This window comes from Epilithonimonas caeni DSM 17710 (genome assembly GCF_000426465.1).
Lineage (GTDB): Bacteria > Bacteroidota > Bacteroidia > Flavobacteriales > Weeksellaceae > Epilithonimonas > Epilithonimonas caeni.
The window spans coordinates 642,640-661,825 of sequence record NZ_AUFK01000009.1 but is presented as its reverse complement, the minus strand read 5'-3'; the positions used below and the strand labels follow the sequence as shown (position 1 = coordinate 661,825).

The window sequence follows — 19,186 nt, the reverse complement described above, 5'->3', positions numbered from 1 at the left end:
GTAAACTTTAATACTTATTAACAAATTCTATATCTCCTGTATCAATTTATTTATCTATCTTGGTAAAGCTATAAAATGAATGATTAAAAAATCATTCATCAATCATCAATTATCATTTATACCTATGTCGGTTCAGCCCTATTCTTTATTTTCCGATTTTGATATTTACCTTTTCCGTTCCGGAAAACACACAAGGCTTTACGAAAAGTTCGGCTCACACAAGATTGAGGTAGATGGTGTTTCCGGTGTTTATTTTGCCGTTTGGGCACCTACGGCAACAGAAGTCTCCGTAATGGGGGATTTCAACAATTGGGATTCTTTTTCGCATCATTTGGCAGGACGTTGGGACCAGTCAGGGATTTGGGAAGGTTTCATTCCCGATTTGGATTTTGGAGAGGTTTATAAGTACGGAATCAGAACAACTGAAGGAATACTTTTGGAAAAAGCCGACCCTTATGGACTTTGTTTTGAGAATGCATTGCAGGCAGGTTCTGCAGTTTGTACAACTTGGTACGAGTGGCAGGACAAAGACTGGATGGAAAAACGCTGGCGTTACAATAGTCTCGAGTCGCCAATTTCTGTTTACGAGATGCATCTCGGTTCCTGGATGCGCGACCCAGGCAATCCACAGCGTTTTCTTAGTTATGGCGAAATAGCAGATAAATTGGTTCCATATCTCAAAGCAATGAATTTTACGCACGTAGAATTCATGCCTGTTATGGAATATCCTTATGATCCAAGTTGGGGTTATCAGATTACGGGATTCTATGCGGCGACTTCAAGATTCGGAGGACCACAGGAATTGATGTACTTGATTTCTGAACTTCATAAAAATAATATTGGTGTTTTTCTGGATTGGGTTCCGTCTCATTTTCCTGGAGATGCCAATGGATTACATCGTTTCGATGGTTCATTTTTGTATGAGCACGAAGACCCGAGAAAAGGCTTTCATCCCGATTGGAAGTCCTATATTTTCAATTACGGAAGACCGGAGGTCAAATCATTTCTGATTTCAAACGCCATATTTTGGCTAGACCGATATCACGCTGACGGACTGCGGGTAGATGCGGTAACATCAATGCTACATCTCGATTATTCCAGAAACGAAGGCGAATGGGAACCGAATATTTACGGCGGAAACGTCAATCTGGAAGCAAAACAGTTTTTGCAGGATTTCAATACGGCGGTTTATAAAGAATTTCCGGATGTTCAGACTATTGCAGAAGAAAGTTCTGATTTTCCAAAACTCACAAAACCTGTCCACGATGACGGAATTGGTTTCGGGATGAAATGGATGATGGGCTGGATGCACGATACATTGGATTATTTCAAAGAAGACCCGATCAATAGGAAATATCATCACAACAAGATCACGTTCACGAGCGCCTATATGTATAATGAAAATTATATGATGCCGCTATCTCATGACGAGGTGGTGCACGGGAAAAGCAGTCTGATCTACAAAATGCCGGGGGATGAATGGCAAAAATTTGCAAATCTTCGTGCAATGTATGTCTATATGTTTACGAATCCGGGAGCGAAACTTCTTTTTATGGGTGACGAATTTGCCCAAACCAACGAATGGAATTTCACAAGTTCCCTTGACTGGCATTTGCTTCAATATCCTGTTCATAGCAATCTTCAGAGCTTTGTTCGGGATTTGAATTTTCTATATAAAACACATCCGTCTTTATATGAACTTCAATTCTCTACTTATGGTTACGAATGGGTTGATGGCGATGATAGAGACAACTCGATCTTTATTTACTTGAGAAAAAGTAAAAACGAGAAAGAAGTTCTGATGACCATTCTGAATCTCACACCTAACAGTTTCGATTATAGAATTGGTGTCAATGAAAATACAGATTGGAAGGTCATCTTGAATTCTGATGAAGAAAAATATAGCGGAAGCGGAGTAGAAGCGGTTATTTCTCAGAGATTGGATGAAGGTTGGAATAATAGACAAAATTCAATTATTATAAGATTACCGCCATTATCAGGATTGGTATTGAAACAAAGTAAGCTGATCAAGAAATCTAAAATTGCGGATTTTTTAAAACGTAAAAAATAATTAGTCAAGAAAAGATAATAGAAATCTGATATGAAAATATTTCACCTCTCTATGGAATGTTATCCTGTTGCAAAAGTCGGTGGACTGGCGGATGTGGTAGGAGCTTTGCCCAAATATCAAAACAAAATGGGATTGGATGCCAGCGTAATAATGCCTTGGTACAACAAACCGTTTTTCTACAATCACGATTTTGAGATCGTGTTCGATGGTTTTATCCATCAGTCGTTCCATATGTATCAGGTGCAGGTTTTCAAGGAGAAAAGCAATGTTTTGGGATTTGACCTTTATCTGGTGAAGATCCCGGGATTGCTGGACAGGGAAAATGTTTATGGCTATTGGGATGAGAGTCAGCAATTCATTGCTTTTCAGCACGGTGTTTTGCATTGGCTGAGTGCGATGCAGATCCGTCCGGATATTTTACATTGTCATGATTATCATACGGGATTGGTTCCTTTTATGATTGAGAATTGTTATGAATTCAGTTTTCTGAAAGGTGTAAAGACCATTGGAACTATTCATAATGGAGAATATCAGGGAAGTATGGATTGGCAGATGTCAAGTTTTCTTCCACATTTCGAAGGGATAAGATCGGGGCTTTTGGACTGGAGCGGACGCATCAATCCCATGGCGGCGATGATAAAATCCTGCAATGCTTTCAATGCGGTTTCCGGAGGCTATTTAGAAGAGTTGTTTTATAGTTTCCAGGGCTTGGAACCATTGATGAATCAGGAAAGAAAAAAGGCCTTCGGGATCATCAACGGGATCGATACAGAAGTTTGGGACCCGCAGACCGATGAGATGCTGAAATTCAATTATAATAAAGATTACGCAGAAGAAGGAAAATGGGAGAATAAAAAAGTGATTTGTGCAGAATATGGACTTAATCCCAATCTTCCGCTTTTCGGATTTATCGGAAGATTTGCAGGAGAAAAAGGCGCAGACCTTTTACCGGATATCGTTGGGAAAAGCATCCAGGAAACCAATGGCTCTCTTAATATTGTGATTCTCGGTTCTGGGAATCAAAATATTGAAAATCAACTGAAGGAATTGCAATATAAATTCAATGTTAATTTTGCATTAGATCTGGGGTATAAGGAATATTTGTCGCATCAGATCTATGCTTCGGCAGATTTCTTGCTGATGCCAAGCCGTGTAGAGCCTTGTGGTCTTAATCAGATGTATTCTATGAGATATGGAACAGTTCCGATCGTTAGATATACCGGCGGTTTGAGAGATACGGTCCAGGATATCTCAACTGGCGGAAGTGGCCTTAATTTTACCAATGCCGGGGCAGATGATGCCGTTTTTACAATCAAAAGAGCGTTGCATATCTATAGTCAGAAAGATTTGATGAAAGGATTGATTTATAATAATATGTCATTCGATTTCTCCTGGGAAAAATCGGCTCGTAACTATTTGGAAATGTATAATTATTGATCCAAGTTTAAATAAGTAAATATTTTCGTTAACATTGGCTTAATATTTGGCGGGATTTCTTAGCTTTATAATAATAACAGAAAATAAATATATAACCAACACAATTTATGAAAGATAGCGTAATCTCCATTGTCTTAGGAGGTGGAAGGGGAACGAGATTGTTTCCTTTAACTTACACGAGGTCCAAACCGGCAGTTCCTATAGCGGGAAAATACCGTTTGGTCGATATTCCGATTTCGAATTGTCTCAATTCAGGACTAAACAGGATTTTGGTTTTGACCCAGTTCAATTCAGCATCATTGAATTCCCATATCAAGAATTCATATCACTTTGATATTTTCAGCAAAGGTTTTGTGGATATTTTGGCGGCCGAACAAAATGTTGAGAACGAAAATTGGTATCAGGGAACGGCGGATGCTGTTCGTCAAACGATGAAGCATCTTGAAAAATACGAGTATGAATATATCTTGATTCTTTCCGGAGACCAGCTTTATCAGATGGATTTCCAGAAGATGATTAATTTCCATAAGGAGCAAGGCGGTGATATCACCATTGCAACTATTCCCGTAAATGCCAAAGATGCAACAGGATTTGGAATTATGAAGGCTGATGAGGAAGGCAATATTACAGCTTTCACAGAGAAACCAAGTTTGGATGTTCTCCCGGATTGGAAGTCAGAAACCAGCGAAGAAAGCAAAGCCCAAGGTAAGGAATATTTGGCCTCAATGGGTATCTACGTTTTTACGAAGAATGTCTTGAGGAAACTATTCTCAGAACATGAGGGTGATGATTTTGGAAAAGATTTTATTCCGGCCTCAATCGGAAATCTGAATGTTTTGAGTTATCAATATGACGGTTATTGGACCGATATTGGAACGATTGAATCATTCTATGAGGCTAATTTGGATCTGGCTCAAGATTTACCTCAATTCAATTTGTTTAGTTCTAATCCCATTTATACAAGGGCTAGAATGCTTCCGCCCTCAAAAATTAATGGTTCTTATGTCAGTAAAACGATCTTTGGCGACGGTTGTATCATTTTAGCAGATAAAATTGAAAATTGTATTATCGGGAACAGAACGAGAGTGGACAGAGGTTCAACGATCGTTAATTCCTATGTAATGGGAGCTGATTATTATCAAACGGCCCAGGAAGTTGCTAATAACGAATTAGAAGGAAAAACAAGTATGGGAATCGGGAAGTATTGTTATATTGACAAAGCGATTCTTGACAAGAACTGTTATATCGGGAACAATGTGAGGATCATCGGAGGGAAACATCATCCGGATGGTGATTACGAAACACATTCTATCAAAGACGGAATCGTGGTCGTGAAGAAAAATGCAGTGATCCCAGATGGTACCAATATTATGTAATTAATTACAAATAAGTAAACCCTTCGGAAACGGAGGGTTTTATTTTTTTAAATTTGGCAAATAATTTGTCTTAGATTATTTATAAACAACAATTAATGAAGAACATTCTTTTTCTTATCAGCATTTTCTTTTTTACTACGACTGCGGCACAGTTTGACAATATCAATGCTGGAGAGGTTTTGAGCTACAGAATTCATTACGGATTCATTACAGCTGGTAATGCAACCTTGTCAACAACCAAAACTTCCTATAAAGGCCAGTCAGCATTTTATGTAAGGGGCGTTGGTAAAACAAGTGGTGCTGCGAAAGCTTTTTTCAAAGTAGAGGATGTTTATGAAAGTTATATCAATGAGAACAAGGAACCGCTCTTCTATGTAAGAAATGTAGCAGAGGGCGGTTACAGACAACATTTGCAAAGTACCTTCAATCCTGCCAATAATACATTGGTATTGGTTGACAAAAAAAATACGGACAGACCAGCAAAGACTATAAAAGTTCCTAATGACGTTCAGGATATGTTGTCCTGTTTTTATTATATGAGAAGCTTGCCGACGGAAAATCTAAAAGTAGGAAGTGTGGTGAGAATGAATGTCTGGATTGATGACGAATTGTTTCCTTTTCAGCTAAAAGTAGCCGGAACGGAAAAGTTGTCTACCAAATTTGGTAAAATAGATTGTCTGAAAATCATTCCTTCTGTAATCAGTGGGAGAGTTTTTAAAGCAAAGGAAGGCGTGACGATGTGGGTTACAAACGACCAGAACAAAGTACCTGTCCTCATAAAGGCAGAACTGGCGGTTGGCTCGCTCAAAGCAAGTATTGATAGTTTCAGTAATGTAAAGTATCCATTGAATTTTATAAAATAAATATATTGAAAATCACTCTTTTATGAGTGGTTTTTTGTTTTAAGACCAAATATTGTCCTAAGGCAAGTTGATGATTTCAAAATAAATTTAACTTTGAAATAAAACAAATTCAAATGCAAATGAAAAAATTGATAGTAACTACAGAAATCAATAAACCCATCAACGATGTTTGGAACTTCTTTAATGATCCGGAACATATTGTGAATTGGAACTTTGCCCACGAAAGTTGGGAATGTCCTTTAGCAAAAAACGATTTGAAAGTCGGAGGGAGACTAGAAGTCATAATGCAGGCGAAAGATGGTAGCTTCGGTTTCGATCTGGTTGGGATTTACGATGAGGTCAAAGACAATGAATCCATTAAATATCACTTTGAAGACGGGCGAGAAATTGAAGTTATTTTTGAAAAGCTATCTGATAACAAAACGAGGGTAACGGAAAAATTCGACCCGGAAAATCAAAATCCTTTGGAAATGCAGCAACAAGGCTGGCAGGCAATTCTGGATAATTTCAGGAATTACTCAGAAAGTATTTAGATTGAACCATAAAAAGTCACAAAAGATTATAAACTTTTATAAGCGCAAGAACCTTTGTAAACCTTAAAAACAGTCTATATTAAAAAAATTGTGGACTTTGTATTAAATTTAGAAGATCATTAAGATTCTAAAATCTAACACCTATAAAAAATGAACAACAACATATTTCCCTGCTTTTGGTTCAACCAAAACGGGGCAGAAGCTGCAGAATTTTATACTTCTGTTTTCAGAAATTGTCAGATCACGGTCAATACGCCAATGGTCATTAATATAGAAATCGAAGGTCAGAAATTAATGTTTCTGAATGCAGGACCAATGTTCAAGCCCAATTTGACTTTATCATTAATGATGATGTGCGATTCTGCCGGAGAAGTAGAAAGCTATTATCACAGACTTGCTGAAAAAGGAAAAGTGATGATGGAACTGGATGCTTATCCCTGGAGCGAAAAATATGCTTGGGTAGAAGACCAATACGGGATTTCCTGGCAATTGTATCTCGGAACTGAAAAGGCGAGACAAAAGTTTTCTCCTGTAATGATGTTCACAGGTAAGAATGCCGGAAAATGCAAGGAAGCCCTTAATTATTATACAACCATCTTCCCGGATTCTGAGATAGAGGGCATTATGGAATATGAAGAAGGCCAAGGCGATGTTGTTGGAAATGTGGCACATTCCCAGTTCATCATCGATGATTATGTGATGATGGCAATGGACAGTTCCCATGACCACAAAGTCCAGTTTACCGAAGGAACTTCTATGACAATCATGACAAAAGACCAGGACGAAACCGATTATTACTGGAACGAATTCACGAAAGAAGGCGAGGAAAGTATGTGTGGCTGGTTGAAGGATAAATATGGTTTCAGTTGGCAGATTGTTCCTCACAGATTGATTGAATTGACCAATACTCACGAAGTCGAAAAAGCTCAGAAAGCTTTCGGAGCAATGATGAAAATGAAAAAAATCATCATCAAAGATATTGAAGACGCTTATTACAACTCATAAAATAAAGAATTATGGAAACATTAAAATACCAAATCGAGATTGTTGCACCAGCAGAAAAAGTTTGGGACATTTTGTGGAATGAGAAAACCTATTCCCAGTGGACCTATTATTTCAGTCCGGATTCAAATATGATAACCGATTGGGAAGTTGGCGGGAAAACCTATTTCACAGATTCTGGCAAAAAAAACGGAATGGTCAGCACAATAGAACGTATTGAGAAGCCAAAACATTTGATATTCAAACATCTTGGCGAACTTCATAATGGCGTAGAAGATGTGGATTCTGAAAAAGTAAAGGCCTGGAACGGAAGTTTGGAAGCTTACTATCTGGAAGAAAATAATGGAAAAACAACACTTAAAGTGGAAGTCGATTCTAATGATGAATTCAAAGAAATGTTTGATAACGGCTTCAAAAAAGGGTTAGAAGTTATAAAAAAACTTTCTGAAAATTAATTTAAAAACTCAATAGATAAACTATGGCAGCAGTCAATCCCTATCTTACATTTCACGGTCAGTGTGAAGAAGCTTTCAAATTCTATGAATCTGCATTCGGAACCAAAGTTCCATTTTGGAGTCGTTTCGGCGATATGCCACCTCAGGAAGGAATGCCTCCGTTGGCGGACGAATACAAAAACCAGATAATGCACGTCTCACTTCCAATTTCTGCGGAAACTGTGATTATGGGAAGCGATTCTCTTCCTGGAATGGGCGAGTACAAAAACGGCAATGATTTTTCAGTCGCAATCAAAGCCGAGTCCAAAGATGAAGCTAAGAAATTGTTCGACAAACTTTCCGAAGGTGGAAAAGTGACGATGGAACTTCAGGACACATTTTGGGGTGCTTACTTCGGGATGTGGCAGGATAAATTCGGAATCCAATGGATGGTCAATTATGATGACCCGGAAAAAGTTCAGGAACATTAAAGAATATTAACCCCAAAGTCATAAAAGCTTGAAAAATCATTAAATATTTTTTTCAACATTAAGAATTTAAGATTGAAAAAATTAAGCTTGGAAAAATTTAAATAAATTCTTCCTTTTGTGACTTTTGTGGTTTTAATTAATAACAAACTTCAAAAAAATAAAAAAATGCCAAAATTAAATCCATACCTCAATTTTGATGGTACAGCAGAAGAAGCTTTCAAATTTTATCAATCCGTTTTCGGTGGGGAATTCATAGGCGGTGTAATGAAAATGGGAAATGCTCCTGGAACCGAACATCTTTCAGAAGATGAGAAAAACCGGGTAATGCACATCTCATTGCCAATCGGGAAAGACCTTTTGATGGCCTCTGACATCGTTCCGTCCATGGGACAAAAACTGAATCAAGGAAACGGAAATTATATTTCTATTTTTCCGGACAGCAGGGAAGAAGCAGACCGGATCTTCAATGCGCTTTCTGCAGACGGAGAAGTTGAAATGCCAATGGAGGACCAGTTTTGGGGCGACTACTTCGGAAGCTTCAAAGATAAATTTGGGGTTTACTGGATGGTCAACTACAGCAAAGATGCTGGTTACGAAGGATAATCAATAATGAGAAAAATAATTTCTTTTATGCACATATCTCTGGACGGTTATGTTGCAGGTCCAGACGGAGAAATGGATTGGATAAAAGTTGATGAAGAGATTTTTGATTTTGTAGCTCAACGTATTGGCGAAAGTGACACGGCAATGTATGGTCGCGTGACTTATCAGATGATGGAAAGTTACTGGCCGACAGCTGCTGACAAACCGAATGCAAGTAAGCACGATGTTGAACATTCGAGATGGTACAAAGGTGTAAACAAAATTGTTTTGTCCAGAACAATCGAGAGTCAGGATTCAAACAAAACGACAATTATTAATGATAACCTTGCAGACAGAATCAATGAGATAAAACAACAAGAAGGAAAAGATATTTTAATTTTTGGAAGTCCGTCCGCTACTCATTCACTGATTCAGCAGAATTTGATTGATGGTTATTGGTTGTTTGTTAATCCGGTTGTTCTTGGTGAAGGTATCCCTTTATTTGTGGACATTAAAGAGAAAATTAATCTGAAACTCCTGAGTACCCAACAATTCACTAATGGTGTGACAGAACTGAATTATACAACCTAAAAATAAAATGGAAAAAGTAACAGCAAAAGCATCTATCGGAATTCAGAAGCCTGTTTCGGAAGTTTTTGAAGCGATCATCAATCCGGAAATAATGCAGAATTATTTCATTTCCGAAGGTTCCGGGAGAATGGAAACCGATAAGGAGATCTTTTGGTCTTTCCCGGAATTTGATGGTTCTTATCCATTGACAACGAAAGAGATTATTCCCAACGAAAAAATTGTTTTTGTCTGGGACCCAAATTCTGTTGTGACAATTGAGTTACAACAGTTAGCTGAAAATAACACAGCAATAAAAGTTGCGGAAGAAGGGCATAGCAGTGATGAAAAAGGCATAAAGTGGGCAGTCGGTCAAACCGAAGGCTGGGCCAATTTTCTGGCTTGTATGAAAGCGTGGTTGGAATATGGAATACATCTGCGGAAAGGTGCTTTCGACTTTATGAAAACTACTTAAAATAAAAGCTTTGCGATCGCAAGGCTTTTTAATTTATTATTTCAATGGTTCATAAATCAATTGTACAACTCCTGATTTAAAGATATTTGTTTTTATTAGTTTGAGATTTAGTTGCTCGGTTAAATCTTCAAACAATGGTTTTCCACTCCCTAATGCTATTGGATGAACGGAGATTCGGTAAACATCTACAAGGTTTGATTGAATAAATGTTTTGATCAAACTTGCACCGCCATACAACCAAATATCTTTTCCGGTTTCTTTTTTTATTTCTTCAACTTTTGTCTGTATATGAGAATTAATGAAAATCGCATTTTCATCTTGTCTGTTTTGTCTTGAGAAAACGTATTTTTTCTTTGAATGAACATTGCTCCAAAGATCCTTTTCAACGTCATCGACACTGCTTTCTGGTTGAAAATTTCCCCAAGCATCATAACTTATCCGCCCATAGAAAATGGTATCAATAGATGATAAGAAATCGTCAAAGCCCATATCGTTGTCCATAATACACCAATCGATTTCACCATTAGGACCTTCTATAAAACCGTCTAAAGTTACTGCCAAGTCTAATATTATTTTTCTCATTTTTCGTAATAAATATTTTAATTCTGAAAATTTTAAAGTTACAAAATTGGTAGTAATTTCTATCTGATGAGAGATGTTTGTATTGAGCGCAGCGCGCCTCGGCTTGAACGGAGCTCTTTTTATTTTTTGACAAAAAAATAAAAAAGCGGGAGTAGAAGACGGATAAAGGTGCCCGAAAAAATATTTAAAGTAAAAGATTTGAGATTGCGTCTTCCTAAATGTAAAACGTAAAACTTTAAAAAAATGAAAAAAGGAATTTTAGCCATCGCAGGTTTAGCAGCTATCGCAATCATCGCCAAAAAAGCACAAAAAAGAAAAGCATTCGTAAGAGGAATCTTCGACGAGTATGACGTGAAAGAAAGAACACCGTTCGGATTTGCAGACAGAATCAGGACGATGAATGATGAGGAATACAACTCTCTGAAGGAAAAAGTGAGAACGCAATTCGGAAGAGGATGCTGCAAGCCGAGAACTGCAGAATAATTTTTCAGAGAATTAAATTAAATTGTTAGAAAAAACGGAAAGTGAGAGCTTTCCGTTTTTTTGTTGATGAAAAGTTTTGAAATCGTTAAATTTGCTTTGTGAAGGATTACTATTATTTTCTCGGAATTCCTCAAAATGCTTCTGCGGAAGACATCAAAAAAGCCTATAGAAAGCTGTCTCTGAAATATCATCCCGATAAAAATGATAATGACGAGTTTTTCTCAGATAGATTCAAAGAAATCAAAGAAGCTTATGAAACACTAACTGATACGGACAGGAGACGACTCTATGACCAGAACCTTTCCAGCCAGCAAAGAAATGTTAAAAGCATTCTTCCTCCGAAGATCAAGAATTTTTCTGCGAGTAAGATCCGGGCGCAAAAAGGTGAAGAAATTACCATTTATTGGAATACTTATGATGCCGACCTTGTAAAAATAGTGCCTTTCGGGTTAGAAAAACCAAATGGCGAACGAACGATCAGAATTAAGGAGTTCGATTCCCAAGGGAAATTCCAGATTTTGCTTCACGCAACCAATACAGTTCTTCATAAAACAATCGTTCAGGGAATTACGATCACAGAATTAGCAGAATCGGAACTGAATTCTGAAGAAAAGGAATCATTATATAATCCTTCTGAAACTTTCCAAAAGCCACAAAAAAAAGAAGTCAACTTTTCCAAGATGGCTTCTGTACTTATATTTTTAGTATTAGTTGCTTTGATTGTGTGGCTGATGTTTAGCTGATTTTAGCTCTTCCGGGACATTTTTTGCAACGCTTTCCTTTCTTGAATTTTTTGCAGCATTTTTTCTTGTCGCAATACATCATTTCGTCGTTTCCGTAAGCCGGAGCCAACGGTGCAATCTTGAAAGCTATAACTGGTTGAATCATAGCTGCAAATATAAATTAATTTAGAATAAATACAAATTAAAAATTCAAATTCCTTAATTATTTGAAAATTAAGGAATTGACGTGATGTTTTGAAAATTTTATTTTAAATAAGGCTTCATCACTTTTGTCCAAAGTTGATAACCTTCGGGTTTCATGTGCAGCATATCTTCTTTGAAAATGTCTGTTCTTACTTTTCCATTTTCATCGTTCATTACTTTGGTGATATCAATAAATTTTGCTCTTTTTTGAGTTTTGAGGAAGGCTTCTATTGATTCATTAAGCTCTTTCATCTGTGGCCAAAATTGTTCACGACTTGGTGAATATTTGATAGAAACATAGGCAACAGGAACTTTCGGATATTTTTGACGAATCTTTCCAAAGAATGTTTTGAATCTTTCCAGAACTTCTGCTGGGGTAGGATGATCAGTAGCAATATCATTTTCTCCGCAATAGATAACGATTTGTCTAGGATCGTAAGGAGCCAAAAGTTCTTCAGAATAATTATTAAGGTCCAATAATCTGGAACCTCCGAATGCACGATTCAGAATGTTTTTGTTCGGAAAATAATCATTCACATCTTTCCAATAAGTAAAAGAAGAACTTCCGAGAAACAGAATTGGTTTCTTTGGGATCCCGTTCGTCTGATCTATTTTTTTGAACTCCTGGATCTCTTTCCAATAAGGTTTGTCTTGAGCGAAGAATAAGAGAGAGTTAAGGATCAATGCAAAGAAAAAAAGCTTTTTGAAAAGCTGTCTGTTATATTTCATTTTAAATTTTTTTGAAGTTTCAAGGTAAAAAAAATCAGCTGCACAAGCAACTGATTCCAGGTTTTTAATATTTGTTTAAGACAATTAATCAACGATAAATTTCGTGTTCAATTCTCCGGTTTTCAAGATGTAGATACCTTTCGGAAGATTTTTCAAAGTGATCGTATTTCCGTTTTGGAAAGGATTCTCGATCGTTTGAACATTTTGACCTACCATATTGTAGATAAATGCTTTTTTGAATTGTTTCAGATCTTTGTCTCCGGTTACGTTGATCACGTTTCCTTTTACCGGATTTGGCGCAATATTCAGGTTTTTGGAAAAAGAAGCATCATCTACTGCCATTGGAGCTGCTCCCCAAATTTCTGTTACCCATTCAGGATGGTCGATGAAAGGGTTTCTATTTTTCTGATAAGTGTAGGCTGCATTGTTTCTTGCAATTTCTCTTTCAGAAACCGGATCCTGCTGATGCCATTGTAACATTAAATTCAGTTCCCAATCTGTAAGCCCTTTATTTACATTGCTTGTATTAAGGATGTTTCCACTTGAGAAGCTGGAAAGTCTTGTCTGATATCTTGTTACGAAATACAATAAAACTCTTGCAACATCACCTTTGAACTCATTGATCGGTTCAAAAACAGTTCCAGCGTATCCCGATGAAGCATTTGGTCCAACTTTAGATCCGTTCTTAGAGGTCCAGGTCGGGTTATTAACTTTGCCATAAGGATAATTGCTTCTCATACCATTTACCTTACCATCTGTAGGAAGGATATGCTGGATGTCTGAAACCATTGGGCTTGCTTCATTAAAAAGACTTTGTGGGATCGAGTGTTCCCTGTTGTAACAATCACCCTCTACTGAATAGTTACCACATTTTTTCACACCATGTTGATAATTGTAAGGGTCTGTTCCTGTTGGATTTTCTGAGTAGATGTCCAAAACCGATCCGTCTTTTTCATAAAAGTTGTCGGTATCTGTTGTCGGATAACCTGTGTAAAGAGCATCATAGCTTTTTGTGACATATCCGCTGGTGATGATCTCTCCAAGTTTTGTTTTAAGTGCATAGCCGGTCAATCCGGTTGCAGTGCTGTAATATCCGGCTGGTTCCTGAGCATTCATCAAACCAAACATTCCAACACAGAGAATAAAAATACATTTTTTCATTTCAAAAAATTAAGGGCGCTAAAGGTATAAAATATTTTTTGTAAAAAAATGAAAATTTTTTCAACAATATAGTATTGTAAATATTAAACTTTTAGTATTTATCTATTAATAATTCAAAGAAAGAATAATATCATTGTTAGAGTAAAAAAGACAGAAATATTATCTGTCTTTTTAAGGATTTTTGCGATAAAAAATTAATCAACTATAAACTTGGTGTTTAATTCTCCTGTTTTCAGGATATAGACTCCTTTTGGTAAATTGTTCAGATTGATCGTGTTCCCATTCTGAAAAGGATTATCGATGGTTTGAACGTTTTGACCAACCATGTTATAGATGAATGCTTTTGTAAACTTTTTCAGGTCTTTATCTCCTGTTATGTTTATCATATTCCCTTTCACTGGGTTTGGAGCAATGGTGAGGTTTTTAGAAAAAGAAGCATCATCCACAGCAAGCGGAGAAAGTCCCCAGATTTCCGCTATCCATTCCGGATGATCGATGAAAGGATTTCTGTTTCCTTGAAACGCATAAGCGGCATTGTTTCTGTCTATTTCTTTTTGGGAAACAGGATCCTGTTCACTCCATTTCAACATCAGGTTCAGATACCACAATTGCAAGCCTCTGTTTTTAGAACCGTCCAATGGGCTGGATGCTGTTTGATATTGGCTAAAAGATGTCAACTGATTTTCATATCGTGTCACAAAATACAGGGCCATCCTTGCAAAATCTCCTTTGAACTCATTAATAGGCTCAAAAACAGATCCGCTGTAACCGGGAACTTTGCTTGGGCCTACTTTTGTACCGTTTTTAGATGTCCATGTTGCTGTAGATACCTCTCCATAAGGATAATCTCCTCTTTTTGAGTTGGTATAACCGTCTGTTGGCACAACGAAGTGTATGTCGTGTGACATTGGTACGGCATCAATTCCTCCAAAATATGTTTTAGGCAAAGAGTGTTCCCTGTTGTAGCAGCTACCTTCGCCAGAATAATTACCACATTGATTTCCCCCAGCAGATACTTGTCCCCATTTGAATTCATAAGGATCATTGCTTACACCCGGAGTATTGGCAGCCGGATTTTCAGAATACATATCGATGATGGTTCCATCATTTTCGTAATATTTATCGATATCGGTGGTCTTATATCCCAACCACAATCCACCGGTCCCGCTTCCATAGCCCATATCTTTTGCGCCGGCAGTTATGATTTCTGCGAGTTTGGACTTTAAAGCATATCCAGTAAGCCCATTTGCTGTGCTGTAATAATTGGCAGGTTCTTGAGCATTCGCAATATTTGCAATTGCAAAAAATAATAGAATGATTTTATTTTTCATTTCAAAGAAATTAAGACGGCAAAATTAATTTATATTTAGTTTAAGTTGTTATTAGTCAGCTATTTTTAAGTAAAATTTAAGTTGGTATAAATCTATGTTAAATAGTTTTCTACATGAATCTATTCAACATGATTATATTCTCACCAAAATAAAAAGAGAACCGGTCAATTTGGTTCTCTTGTATTTTTTATATTATTTAAAAGACGAGGATCAGTCTCGGGTAAGGTATCTTTTATTGACCTTTGAAAAGATCCAGGATATAGATAAGCCGAAAAACAAGGCAACTCCGGAAACGATGATGTAATTGACCAGTTCTATCTTAATAGGGAAAGGCAAGGTTTCGCTTGCACGGAAAAAGCCTGTGTAGATCTGCATTATAGAAAGAGCAGATCCTATCACAAGTCCGGCAATGATCCCGAAAAAAACGATCAAAAGTCCTGTAAAGAAATAGATCATCCGAAGGTTTGGTTTATTAAAACCTAAAGCGATCAGTGATTTGGCCTGTTCTTTTTTATCTAATTGCAAAATCGTTATAGCCCCGGCCAGATTAAAGGTTGTGATGAAAATAACCAAACCGAAAATAAGATAGATCATCAGCTTTTCTGTGTTGATCATTTTCCAAAATGCCGCATTTTCCTCAGATTTTGTATTGATGATGACTTTGTTCCCTAATTCTTTTAATAAATTGGATTTGACACGCTCTGCAATGTTAGGGTCTTTCAGTTTGATCACGATCTGGTAGCAAGCTGATCTTGGAAGTCCTAGAAGTTGCTGTGCCAGTTCTATGGGAGCAATTATGTAATTGTCTAATTGGTCGTTTCCTGGAAAAATTCCGCTCACGAAGATATCTTTTTTATTGAAGATGTCGTTTTCCTGTTGTATGATGCCTTTTCCTGGTTTTGGCATTAGTATCGTTGCAAAATCCTGACTTGAGTTCACAGGAAGAGAAAGTCTGTTGTCCAGACTATTTTCCATGATCACCTCATTGCTGTACTTGAAGTCCGGATATTTGCCGTAATAGATATTCTCATGGATGGGATTCACACTTGTGTAAGCAGAATCTACACCTCTTAGATAAGCAATTTCCCCATTACTTTTGTAGCTCAGATAAACCTTTTCCTCTATAAGTTTGGAAAAATGGGCGATCTCCGAATTTTTCTTTAATGAGTTTTGAATTTTATTAATATCCGGTAAGACCTTTCCTGTTTTGCTTTTTATTGTAAGGTCGGCATGTAGATTGGCGATCATATCCTTATTCAGTTCTTCCAGGCCGGAGAAAACTGAAACTATGATAAACATTGCAGCCACGGCAGCTACCATCGCAAAAGCCGCCAGCCAGGTAATGAAGGTTACTGCTGTACTTCCTTTTTTAGAGATCAGATATCGGGATGCTATGTAAAAAGCATTTTTCAATAGTGCGGAGAATTATAGAATTGGATTGTCGCCTTCGCCTTTCAGCTCTCTTTCTATTCGTTCCACATCGTCCAGACTTGTGTCTATGTAGAATGCCAACTGCGGAATGATACGCACTTGTTTTGCCATTTTTTGCCCGATGTAATTTCTGTAGAAAGCATTATTTTCATTGATCTCTTTCATGATAGGCTTTCTAAGTTCTGCAGGAAATATACTCAAATATATTTTTGCGATACTTAGATCGGCAGTTACTTTTACGTCGGAAACCGATACCAAAAAGCTCTGTTTGCTTTCTGATGCCTGTTTGCGGAATATTTCCGCCATATCTTCCTGAATGATCTGCGCTACTTTTCTTTGTCTGTTGCTTTCCATAAGTCTGCAAATTTAGTGTTTTTGTTTGAATTTTCAGACAGCTATTTCTTCATTCTCTTCCTACTTTTCCCAAGATCTATCTATTTTAACAACCAGATCAAAGCCTGCTTTAGTTCTCTTTTCCAATAACTTTCAGAATGCGTCCCGTCTTCATCTATTTTTACAATGATATTGTTTTTCGGAAGAGATCTTTCAAGAAGCTCGGACTGTACAGACCTTATTTCCGGAACCATTGTTTCATCTTCATTTTTTCCGGCAACAAAATAGAATTTGGAATATTTCAGATCATTTTTATTAAGATTCAGGTATTGATTCAGATTTTTAGAAACAAACCAAAATGCCGGACTGAAGATTCCCGCTTTACCAAAAGTATTCGGATATTTTACGGAAGCATAAAGCGAAATCAGGCCACCCATAGAACTTCCTATAATTGATGTTTTTGATGGTTGCCTTTGTGTTCGGTAATTTTTATCGATGTAAGGTTTCAGTGTTTTCGTAAGAAATTCTATATAAAGGTCACCCTTACCTTGGGTCTTGTATTTTTCATTGTTCCAAGGTGAGTATTCTGCCAATCGTTGGTCTCCGCCGTTATCGATTCCAATGACAATCGCAGATTTTCCAGTTTCTTTGTAGATGTCATTCAGTGTTTCATCTACGTTCCATTCTCCGGAAAAACTGGTAAATTCGTCAAAGAGATTTTGTCCGTCTTGCATATAGATCACAGGATATCTTTTACCGGATGTTTTGTAGTCGGGAGGGAGATATATCCAGATCTTCCGGGTTGTGTCAAGTTGAGGAATATTGAAATGTTCACTTAATATTTTGACATTGGAAGTTGCTGTATGTTTCTTTTCAGTTGGCTTTGACCAATTCTGAATTTCTAATTTGATGATTGTTGGAGAATCAGAGATCTCTAAAATTCTATTAGGATGATCTTCTGATGTTTCCCAATTTCCCTGCGTTATTTTATATTCGATTTTCTGAGATAGAGTAGGGATTGTCAATTGGAAATTGCCATCTGCATCTTTTTTGAATTCGAATAGATGATCATTCGGACTCCAATTATTGAGGTCTGATGCTAAAAATATTCTTGACTTTTGATTCGTATTCCCTGGCAGTGTTATGATCCTGAAAGTGATTTGGGCGTTCACAATTATTACGATCAGAACTGCGAATATTGAATATATTCTTTTTAAAAAATTGAACTTAATCAACACTGTTGGTCTCTTTTATCATCGAGTTCATAAAATCTACGGTTTTCCTGGCTATATCTTTTGCCTCATGTAAATTGATATTGCTGAAGGTATGTTTTGCATTGTTCATGATATAATATTTGTGATAGATCTTATTGTTTTCCAGGGCATTTTTCAATAATTCGGATTGTGATATGTCAACAACATCATCATTGGTTCCATGAAATATCAAGGTTGGGATTGTTTCTTTCGAGACATATGTTAAAGGAGAGTAGATGCTACATTCTTTGATTGCTTGTTTCTTTTGATTCTCAATGTTATAGCCTGTCAACTCTAATATCTTTCTATGTCTCAACATGAACTGACCACGAGCATATAGTTTGAAAATTTCAAGAGCGACAGGATTTGCATCGGTTCTGAACAACTCATTCAAATCAGTTGGACCGTAAAAATTTACAGCATATTTCAACTTGGGGTAGGTGTGGGGCTCTTGGTTGTAAGCAGTAAGTAAAGCGAGATGTGCCCCTGAAGAAGCTCCCCAAATCCCCACGTTATCTATATCTAATTGATAGGCCTCAGCATTTTCTCCGATCCATTTAATGACATCTTTGCAATCTTGTAAAGGTTTGTCCAGATGTGTTTTTTTGTTCAGCAAAGTATAATTGATACTTATGACCGTGTAGTTATTGGCAACCATCTCGGACAGAACATATTGTCTGAAGTTTATTGTAACGATGTTTTTGTCACTTCTTACCCAGGCGCCGCCATGCAGATATATTACAACAGGTGTTTTATTATCAATTTTTTTAGGCTGATAGATATCCAGCTCTAGGTCTTTTCTTCCGGGAGTTTTTTTATAAACAATGTTTTTGTGAAGATTATAATTAATTGAAATGTTGGGAAGTTGGATGTCTTGCCTGTCCTTGTTCTTACTGATTTTATAGCTTAAGATACTAAGTATGGAAAGGCAAAAGACGAGTAGAATATAATGTCGGGTCTTCATCAAGGATCATTTGTGTCTCAAATATAAATAAAATTGGCATAAATGTTATGTTAAATTGCATTTTATGAAAAATTTATGGACAAATTTTAAGCCCGGTCTTTGATGTTTTGTAAATTTGGGTCACTTTTTAATTAGGCCTTTCTTAAAAAGAAATCGGCTTTT

The 19,186-nt window shown here is 36.9% G+C and carries 22 protein-coding genes; 13 read left to right on the top strand and 9 right to left on the bottom strand.

Features of this window, described 5'->3' with window-relative positions:
- The first annotated feature begins 79 nt into the window (after nucleotides 1–79).
- From glgB to K319_RS0104140, 11 genes are all read left to right on the top strand, one after another.
- On the top strand, nucleotides 80–2,071 hold the full coding sequence (gene glgB, locus K319_RS0104195) for a 1,4-alpha-glucan branching protein GlgB (RefSeq protein WP_185092682.1): 1,992 nt from the start codon (nucleotides 80–82) through the stop codon (nucleotides 2,069–2,071).
- Between the two features lie 30 nt (nucleotides 2,072–2,101).
- Entirely contained in the window at nucleotides 2,102–3,508 is a 1,407-nt protein-coding gene (locus K319_RS0104190) for a glycogen synthase (RefSeq protein ID WP_027382490.1), read from the top strand.
- Between the two features lie 107 nt (nucleotides 3,509–3,615).
- A complete protein-coding gene (locus tag K319_RS0104185) occupies nucleotides 3,616–4,884 on the top strand; it encodes a glucose-1-phosphate adenylyltransferase (RefSeq protein ID WP_027382489.1) in 1,269 nt (422 codons plus the stop codon).
- A gap of 95 nt (nucleotides 4,885–4,979) precedes the next feature.
- Nucleotides 4,980–5,747: a DUF3108 domain-containing protein gene (locus K319_RS0104180; protein WP_027382488.1), complete on the top strand. Its 768-nt coding sequence runs from the start codon at nucleotides 4,980–4,982 to the stop codon at nucleotides 5,745–5,747.
- Between the two features lie 119 nt (nucleotides 5,748–5,866).
- A complete protein-coding gene (locus K319_RS0104175; RefSeq protein WP_027382487.1) occupies nucleotides 5,867–6,280 on the top strand; it encodes an SRPBCC domain-containing protein in 414 nt (137 codons plus the stop codon).
- Between the two features lie 150 nt (nucleotides 6,281–6,430).
- On the top strand, nucleotides 6,431–7,285 hold the full coding sequence (locus K319_RS0104170) for a VOC family protein (protein WP_027382486.1): 855 nt from the start codon (nucleotides 6,431–6,433) through the stop codon (nucleotides 7,283–7,285).
- Nucleotides 7,286–7,296: 11 nt separating this feature from the next.
- Nucleotides 7,297–7,737, top strand: a complete 441-nt coding sequence (locus K319_RS0104165; RefSeq protein WP_027382485.1) for an SRPBCC family protein — start codon at nucleotides 7,297–7,299, stop codon at nucleotides 7,735–7,737.
- Nucleotides 7,738–7,760: 23 nt separating this feature from the next.
- Nucleotides 7,761–8,207: a VOC family protein gene (locus K319_RS0104160; RefSeq protein ID WP_027382484.1), complete on the top strand. Its 447-nt coding sequence runs from the start codon at nucleotides 7,761–7,763 to the stop codon at nucleotides 8,205–8,207.
- A gap of 165 nt (nucleotides 8,208–8,372) precedes the next feature.
- Nucleotides 8,373–8,810, top strand: a complete 438-nt coding sequence (locus tag K319_RS0104150; RefSeq protein WP_027382483.1) for a VOC family protein — start codon at nucleotides 8,373–8,375, stop codon at nucleotides 8,808–8,810.
- 6 nt (nucleotides 8,811–8,816) lie between these two features.
- Nucleotides 8,817–9,380 (top strand): dihydrofolate reductase family protein, encoded by a 564-nt coding sequence (locus tag K319_RS0104145; RefSeq protein WP_027382482.1) that lies wholly within the window; start codon nucleotides 8,817–8,819, stop codon nucleotides 9,378–9,380.
- 7 nt (nucleotides 9,381–9,387) lie between these two features.
- Nucleotides 9,388–9,831 (top strand): SRPBCC domain-containing protein, encoded by a 444-nt coding sequence (locus tag K319_RS0104140; protein ID WP_027382481.1) that lies wholly within the window; start codon nucleotides 9,388–9,390, stop codon nucleotides 9,829–9,831.
- A gap of 36 nt (nucleotides 9,832–9,867) precedes the next feature.
- On the opposite strand, the gene K319_RS0104135 is transcribed toward K319_RS0104140, so the two are convergent.
- On the bottom strand, nucleotides 9,868–10,413 hold the full coding sequence (locus K319_RS0104135; RefSeq protein WP_027382480.1) for a dihydrofolate reductase family protein: 546 nt from the start codon (nucleotides 10,411–10,413) through the stop codon (nucleotides 9,868–9,870).
- A gap of 243 nt (nucleotides 10,414–10,656) precedes the next feature.
- Between K319_RS0104135 and K319_RS0104130 the strand changes: the two genes are divergently transcribed.
- On the top strand, nucleotides 10,657–10,896 hold the full coding sequence (locus tag K319_RS0104130) for a hypothetical protein (protein ID WP_027382479.1): 240 nt from the start codon (nucleotides 10,657–10,659) through the stop codon (nucleotides 10,894–10,896).
- Between the two features lie 98 nt (nucleotides 10,897–10,994).
- A complete protein-coding gene (locus K319_RS0104125; RefSeq protein WP_027382478.1) occupies nucleotides 10,995–11,639 on the top strand; it encodes a J domain-containing protein in 645 nt (214 codons plus the stop codon).
- Here K319_RS0104125 and K319_RS21630 read toward each other — a convergent pair.
- The 8 genes from K319_RS21630 to K319_RS0104085 all read right to left on the bottom strand — a co-directional run bounded on the left by K319_RS21630 (nucleotide 11,632) and on the right by K319_RS0104085 (nucleotide 19,024).
- Nucleotides 11,632–11,784: a hypothetical protein gene (locus K319_RS21630; RefSeq protein ID WP_169712649.1), complete on the bottom strand. Its 153-nt coding sequence runs from the start codon at nucleotides 11,782–11,784 to the stop codon at nucleotides 11,632–11,634. The two genes, K319_RS0104125 and K319_RS21630, sit on opposite strands and share 8 nt — an antisense overlap.
- Before the next feature lie 98 nt (nucleotides 11,785–11,882).
- Complete coding sequence (locus K319_RS0104115; RefSeq protein ID WP_027382477.1) at nucleotides 11,883–12,551, bottom strand: GDSL-type esterase/lipase family protein; 669 nt, start codon at nucleotides 12,549–12,551, stop codon at nucleotides 11,883–11,885.
- A gap of 84 nt (nucleotides 12,552–12,635) precedes the next feature.
- Complete coding sequence (locus K319_RS0104110; RefSeq protein ID WP_027382476.1) at nucleotides 12,636–13,712, bottom strand: endonuclease; 1,077 nt, start codon at nucleotides 13,710–13,712, stop codon at nucleotides 12,636–12,638.
- A gap of 194 nt (nucleotides 13,713–13,906) precedes the next feature.
- Complete coding sequence (locus K319_RS0104105; RefSeq protein ID WP_027382475.1) at nucleotides 13,907–15,043, bottom strand: endonuclease; 1,137 nt, start codon at nucleotides 15,041–15,043, stop codon at nucleotides 13,907–13,909.
- A gap of 210 nt (nucleotides 15,044–15,253) precedes the next feature.
- Complete coding sequence (locus tag K319_RS0104100) at nucleotides 15,254–16,456, bottom strand: ABC transporter permease (RefSeq protein ID WP_027382474.1); 1,203 nt, start codon at nucleotides 16,454–16,456, stop codon at nucleotides 15,254–15,256.
- A 12-nt stretch (nucleotides 16,457–16,468) separates the two neighbouring features.
- Nucleotides 16,469–16,828: a 30S ribosome-binding factor RbfA gene (rbfA, locus tag K319_RS0104095; protein WP_027382473.1), complete on the bottom strand. Its 360-nt coding sequence runs from the start codon at nucleotides 16,826–16,828 to the stop codon at nucleotides 16,469–16,471.
- 80 nt (nucleotides 16,829–16,908) lie between these two features.
- Nucleotides 16,909–17,979: an alpha/beta hydrolase gene (locus K319_RS0104090; protein WP_235696074.1), complete on the bottom strand. Its 1,071-nt coding sequence runs from the start codon at nucleotides 17,977–17,979 to the stop codon at nucleotides 16,909–16,911.
- A 55-nt stretch (nucleotides 17,980–18,034) separates the two neighbouring features.
- The gene (locus K319_RS0104085; protein ID WP_027382471.1) at nucleotides 18,035–19,024 is read right to left on the bottom strand and encodes an alpha/beta hydrolase; all 990 of its coding nucleotides are present in this window, start codon (nucleotides 19,022–19,024) and stop codon (nucleotides 18,035–18,037) included.
- Between the last annotated feature and the right edge of the window lie 162 nt (nucleotides 19,025–19,186).

Excerpts from the sequence above, each read along its gene's own strand:
- glgB (WP_185092682.1), top strand. The coding sequence starts at position 80 with ATGATTAAAAAATCATTCATCAATCATCAATTATCATTTATACCTATG.
- K319_RS0104190 (WP_027382490.1), top strand. The coding sequence starts at position 2,102 with ATGAAAATATTTCACCTCTCTATGGAATGTTATCCTGTTGCAAAAGTC.
- K319_RS0104185 (WP_027382489.1), top strand. The coding sequence starts at position 3,616 with ATGAAAGATAGCGTAATCTCCATTGTCTTAGGAGGTGGAAGGGGAACG.
- K319_RS0104180 (WP_027382488.1), top strand. The coding sequence starts at position 4,980 with ATGAAGAACATTCTTTTTCTTATCAGCATTTTCTTTTTTACTACGACT.
- K319_RS0104175 (WP_027382487.1), top strand. The coding sequence starts at position 5,867 with ATGAAAAAATTGATAGTAACTACAGAAATCAATAAACCCATCAACGAT.
- K319_RS0104170 (WP_027382486.1), top strand. The coding sequence starts at position 6,431 with ATGAACAACAACATATTTCCCTGCTTTTGGTTCAACCAAAACGGGGCA.
- K319_RS0104165 (WP_027382485.1), top strand. The coding sequence starts at position 7,297 with ATGGAAACATTAAAATACCAAATCGAGATTGTTGCACCAGCAGAAAAA.
- K319_RS0104160 (WP_027382484.1), top strand. The coding sequence starts at position 7,761 with ATGGCAGCAGTCAATCCCTATCTTACATTTCACGGTCAGTGTGAAGAA.
- K319_RS0104150 (WP_027382483.1), top strand. The coding sequence starts at position 8,373 with ATGCCAAAATTAAATCCATACCTCAATTTTGATGGTACAGCAGAAGAA.
- K319_RS0104145 (WP_027382482.1), top strand. The coding sequence starts at position 8,817 with ATGAGAAAAATAATTTCTTTTATGCACATATCTCTGGACGGTTATGTT.
- K319_RS0104140 (WP_027382481.1), top strand. The coding sequence starts at position 9,388 with ATGGAAAAAGTAACAGCAAAAGCATCTATCGGAATTCAGAAGCCTGTT.
- K319_RS0104135 (WP_027382480.1), bottom strand. The coding sequence starts at position 10,413 with ATGAGAAAAATAATATTAGACTTGGCAGTAACTTTAGACGGTTTTATA.
- K319_RS0104130 (WP_027382479.1), top strand. The coding sequence starts at position 10,657 with ATGAAAAAAGGAATTTTAGCCATCGCAGGTTTAGCAGCTATCGCAATC.
- K319_RS21630 (WP_169712649.1), bottom strand. The coding sequence starts at position 11,784 with ATGATTCAACCAGTTATAGCTTTCAAGATTGCACCGTTGGCTCCGGCT.
- K319_RS0104115 (WP_027382477.1), bottom strand. The coding sequence starts at position 12,551 with ATGAAATATAACAGACAGCTTTTCAAAAAGCTTTTTTTCTTTGCATTG.
- K319_RS0104110 (WP_027382476.1), bottom strand. The coding sequence starts at position 13,712 with ATGAAAAAATGTATTTTTATTCTCTGTGTTGGAATGTTTGGTTTGATG.
- K319_RS0104105 (WP_027382475.1), bottom strand. The coding sequence starts at position 15,043 with ATGAAAAATAAAATCATTCTATTATTTTTTGCAATTGCAAATATTGCG.
- rbfA (WP_027382473.1), bottom strand. The coding sequence starts at position 16,828 with ATGGAAAGCAACAGACAAAGAAAAGTAGCGCAGATCATTCAGGAAGAT.
- K319_RS0104085 (WP_027382471.1), bottom strand. The coding sequence starts at position 19,024 with ATGAAGACCCGACATTATATTCTACTCGTCTTTTGCCTTTCCATACTT.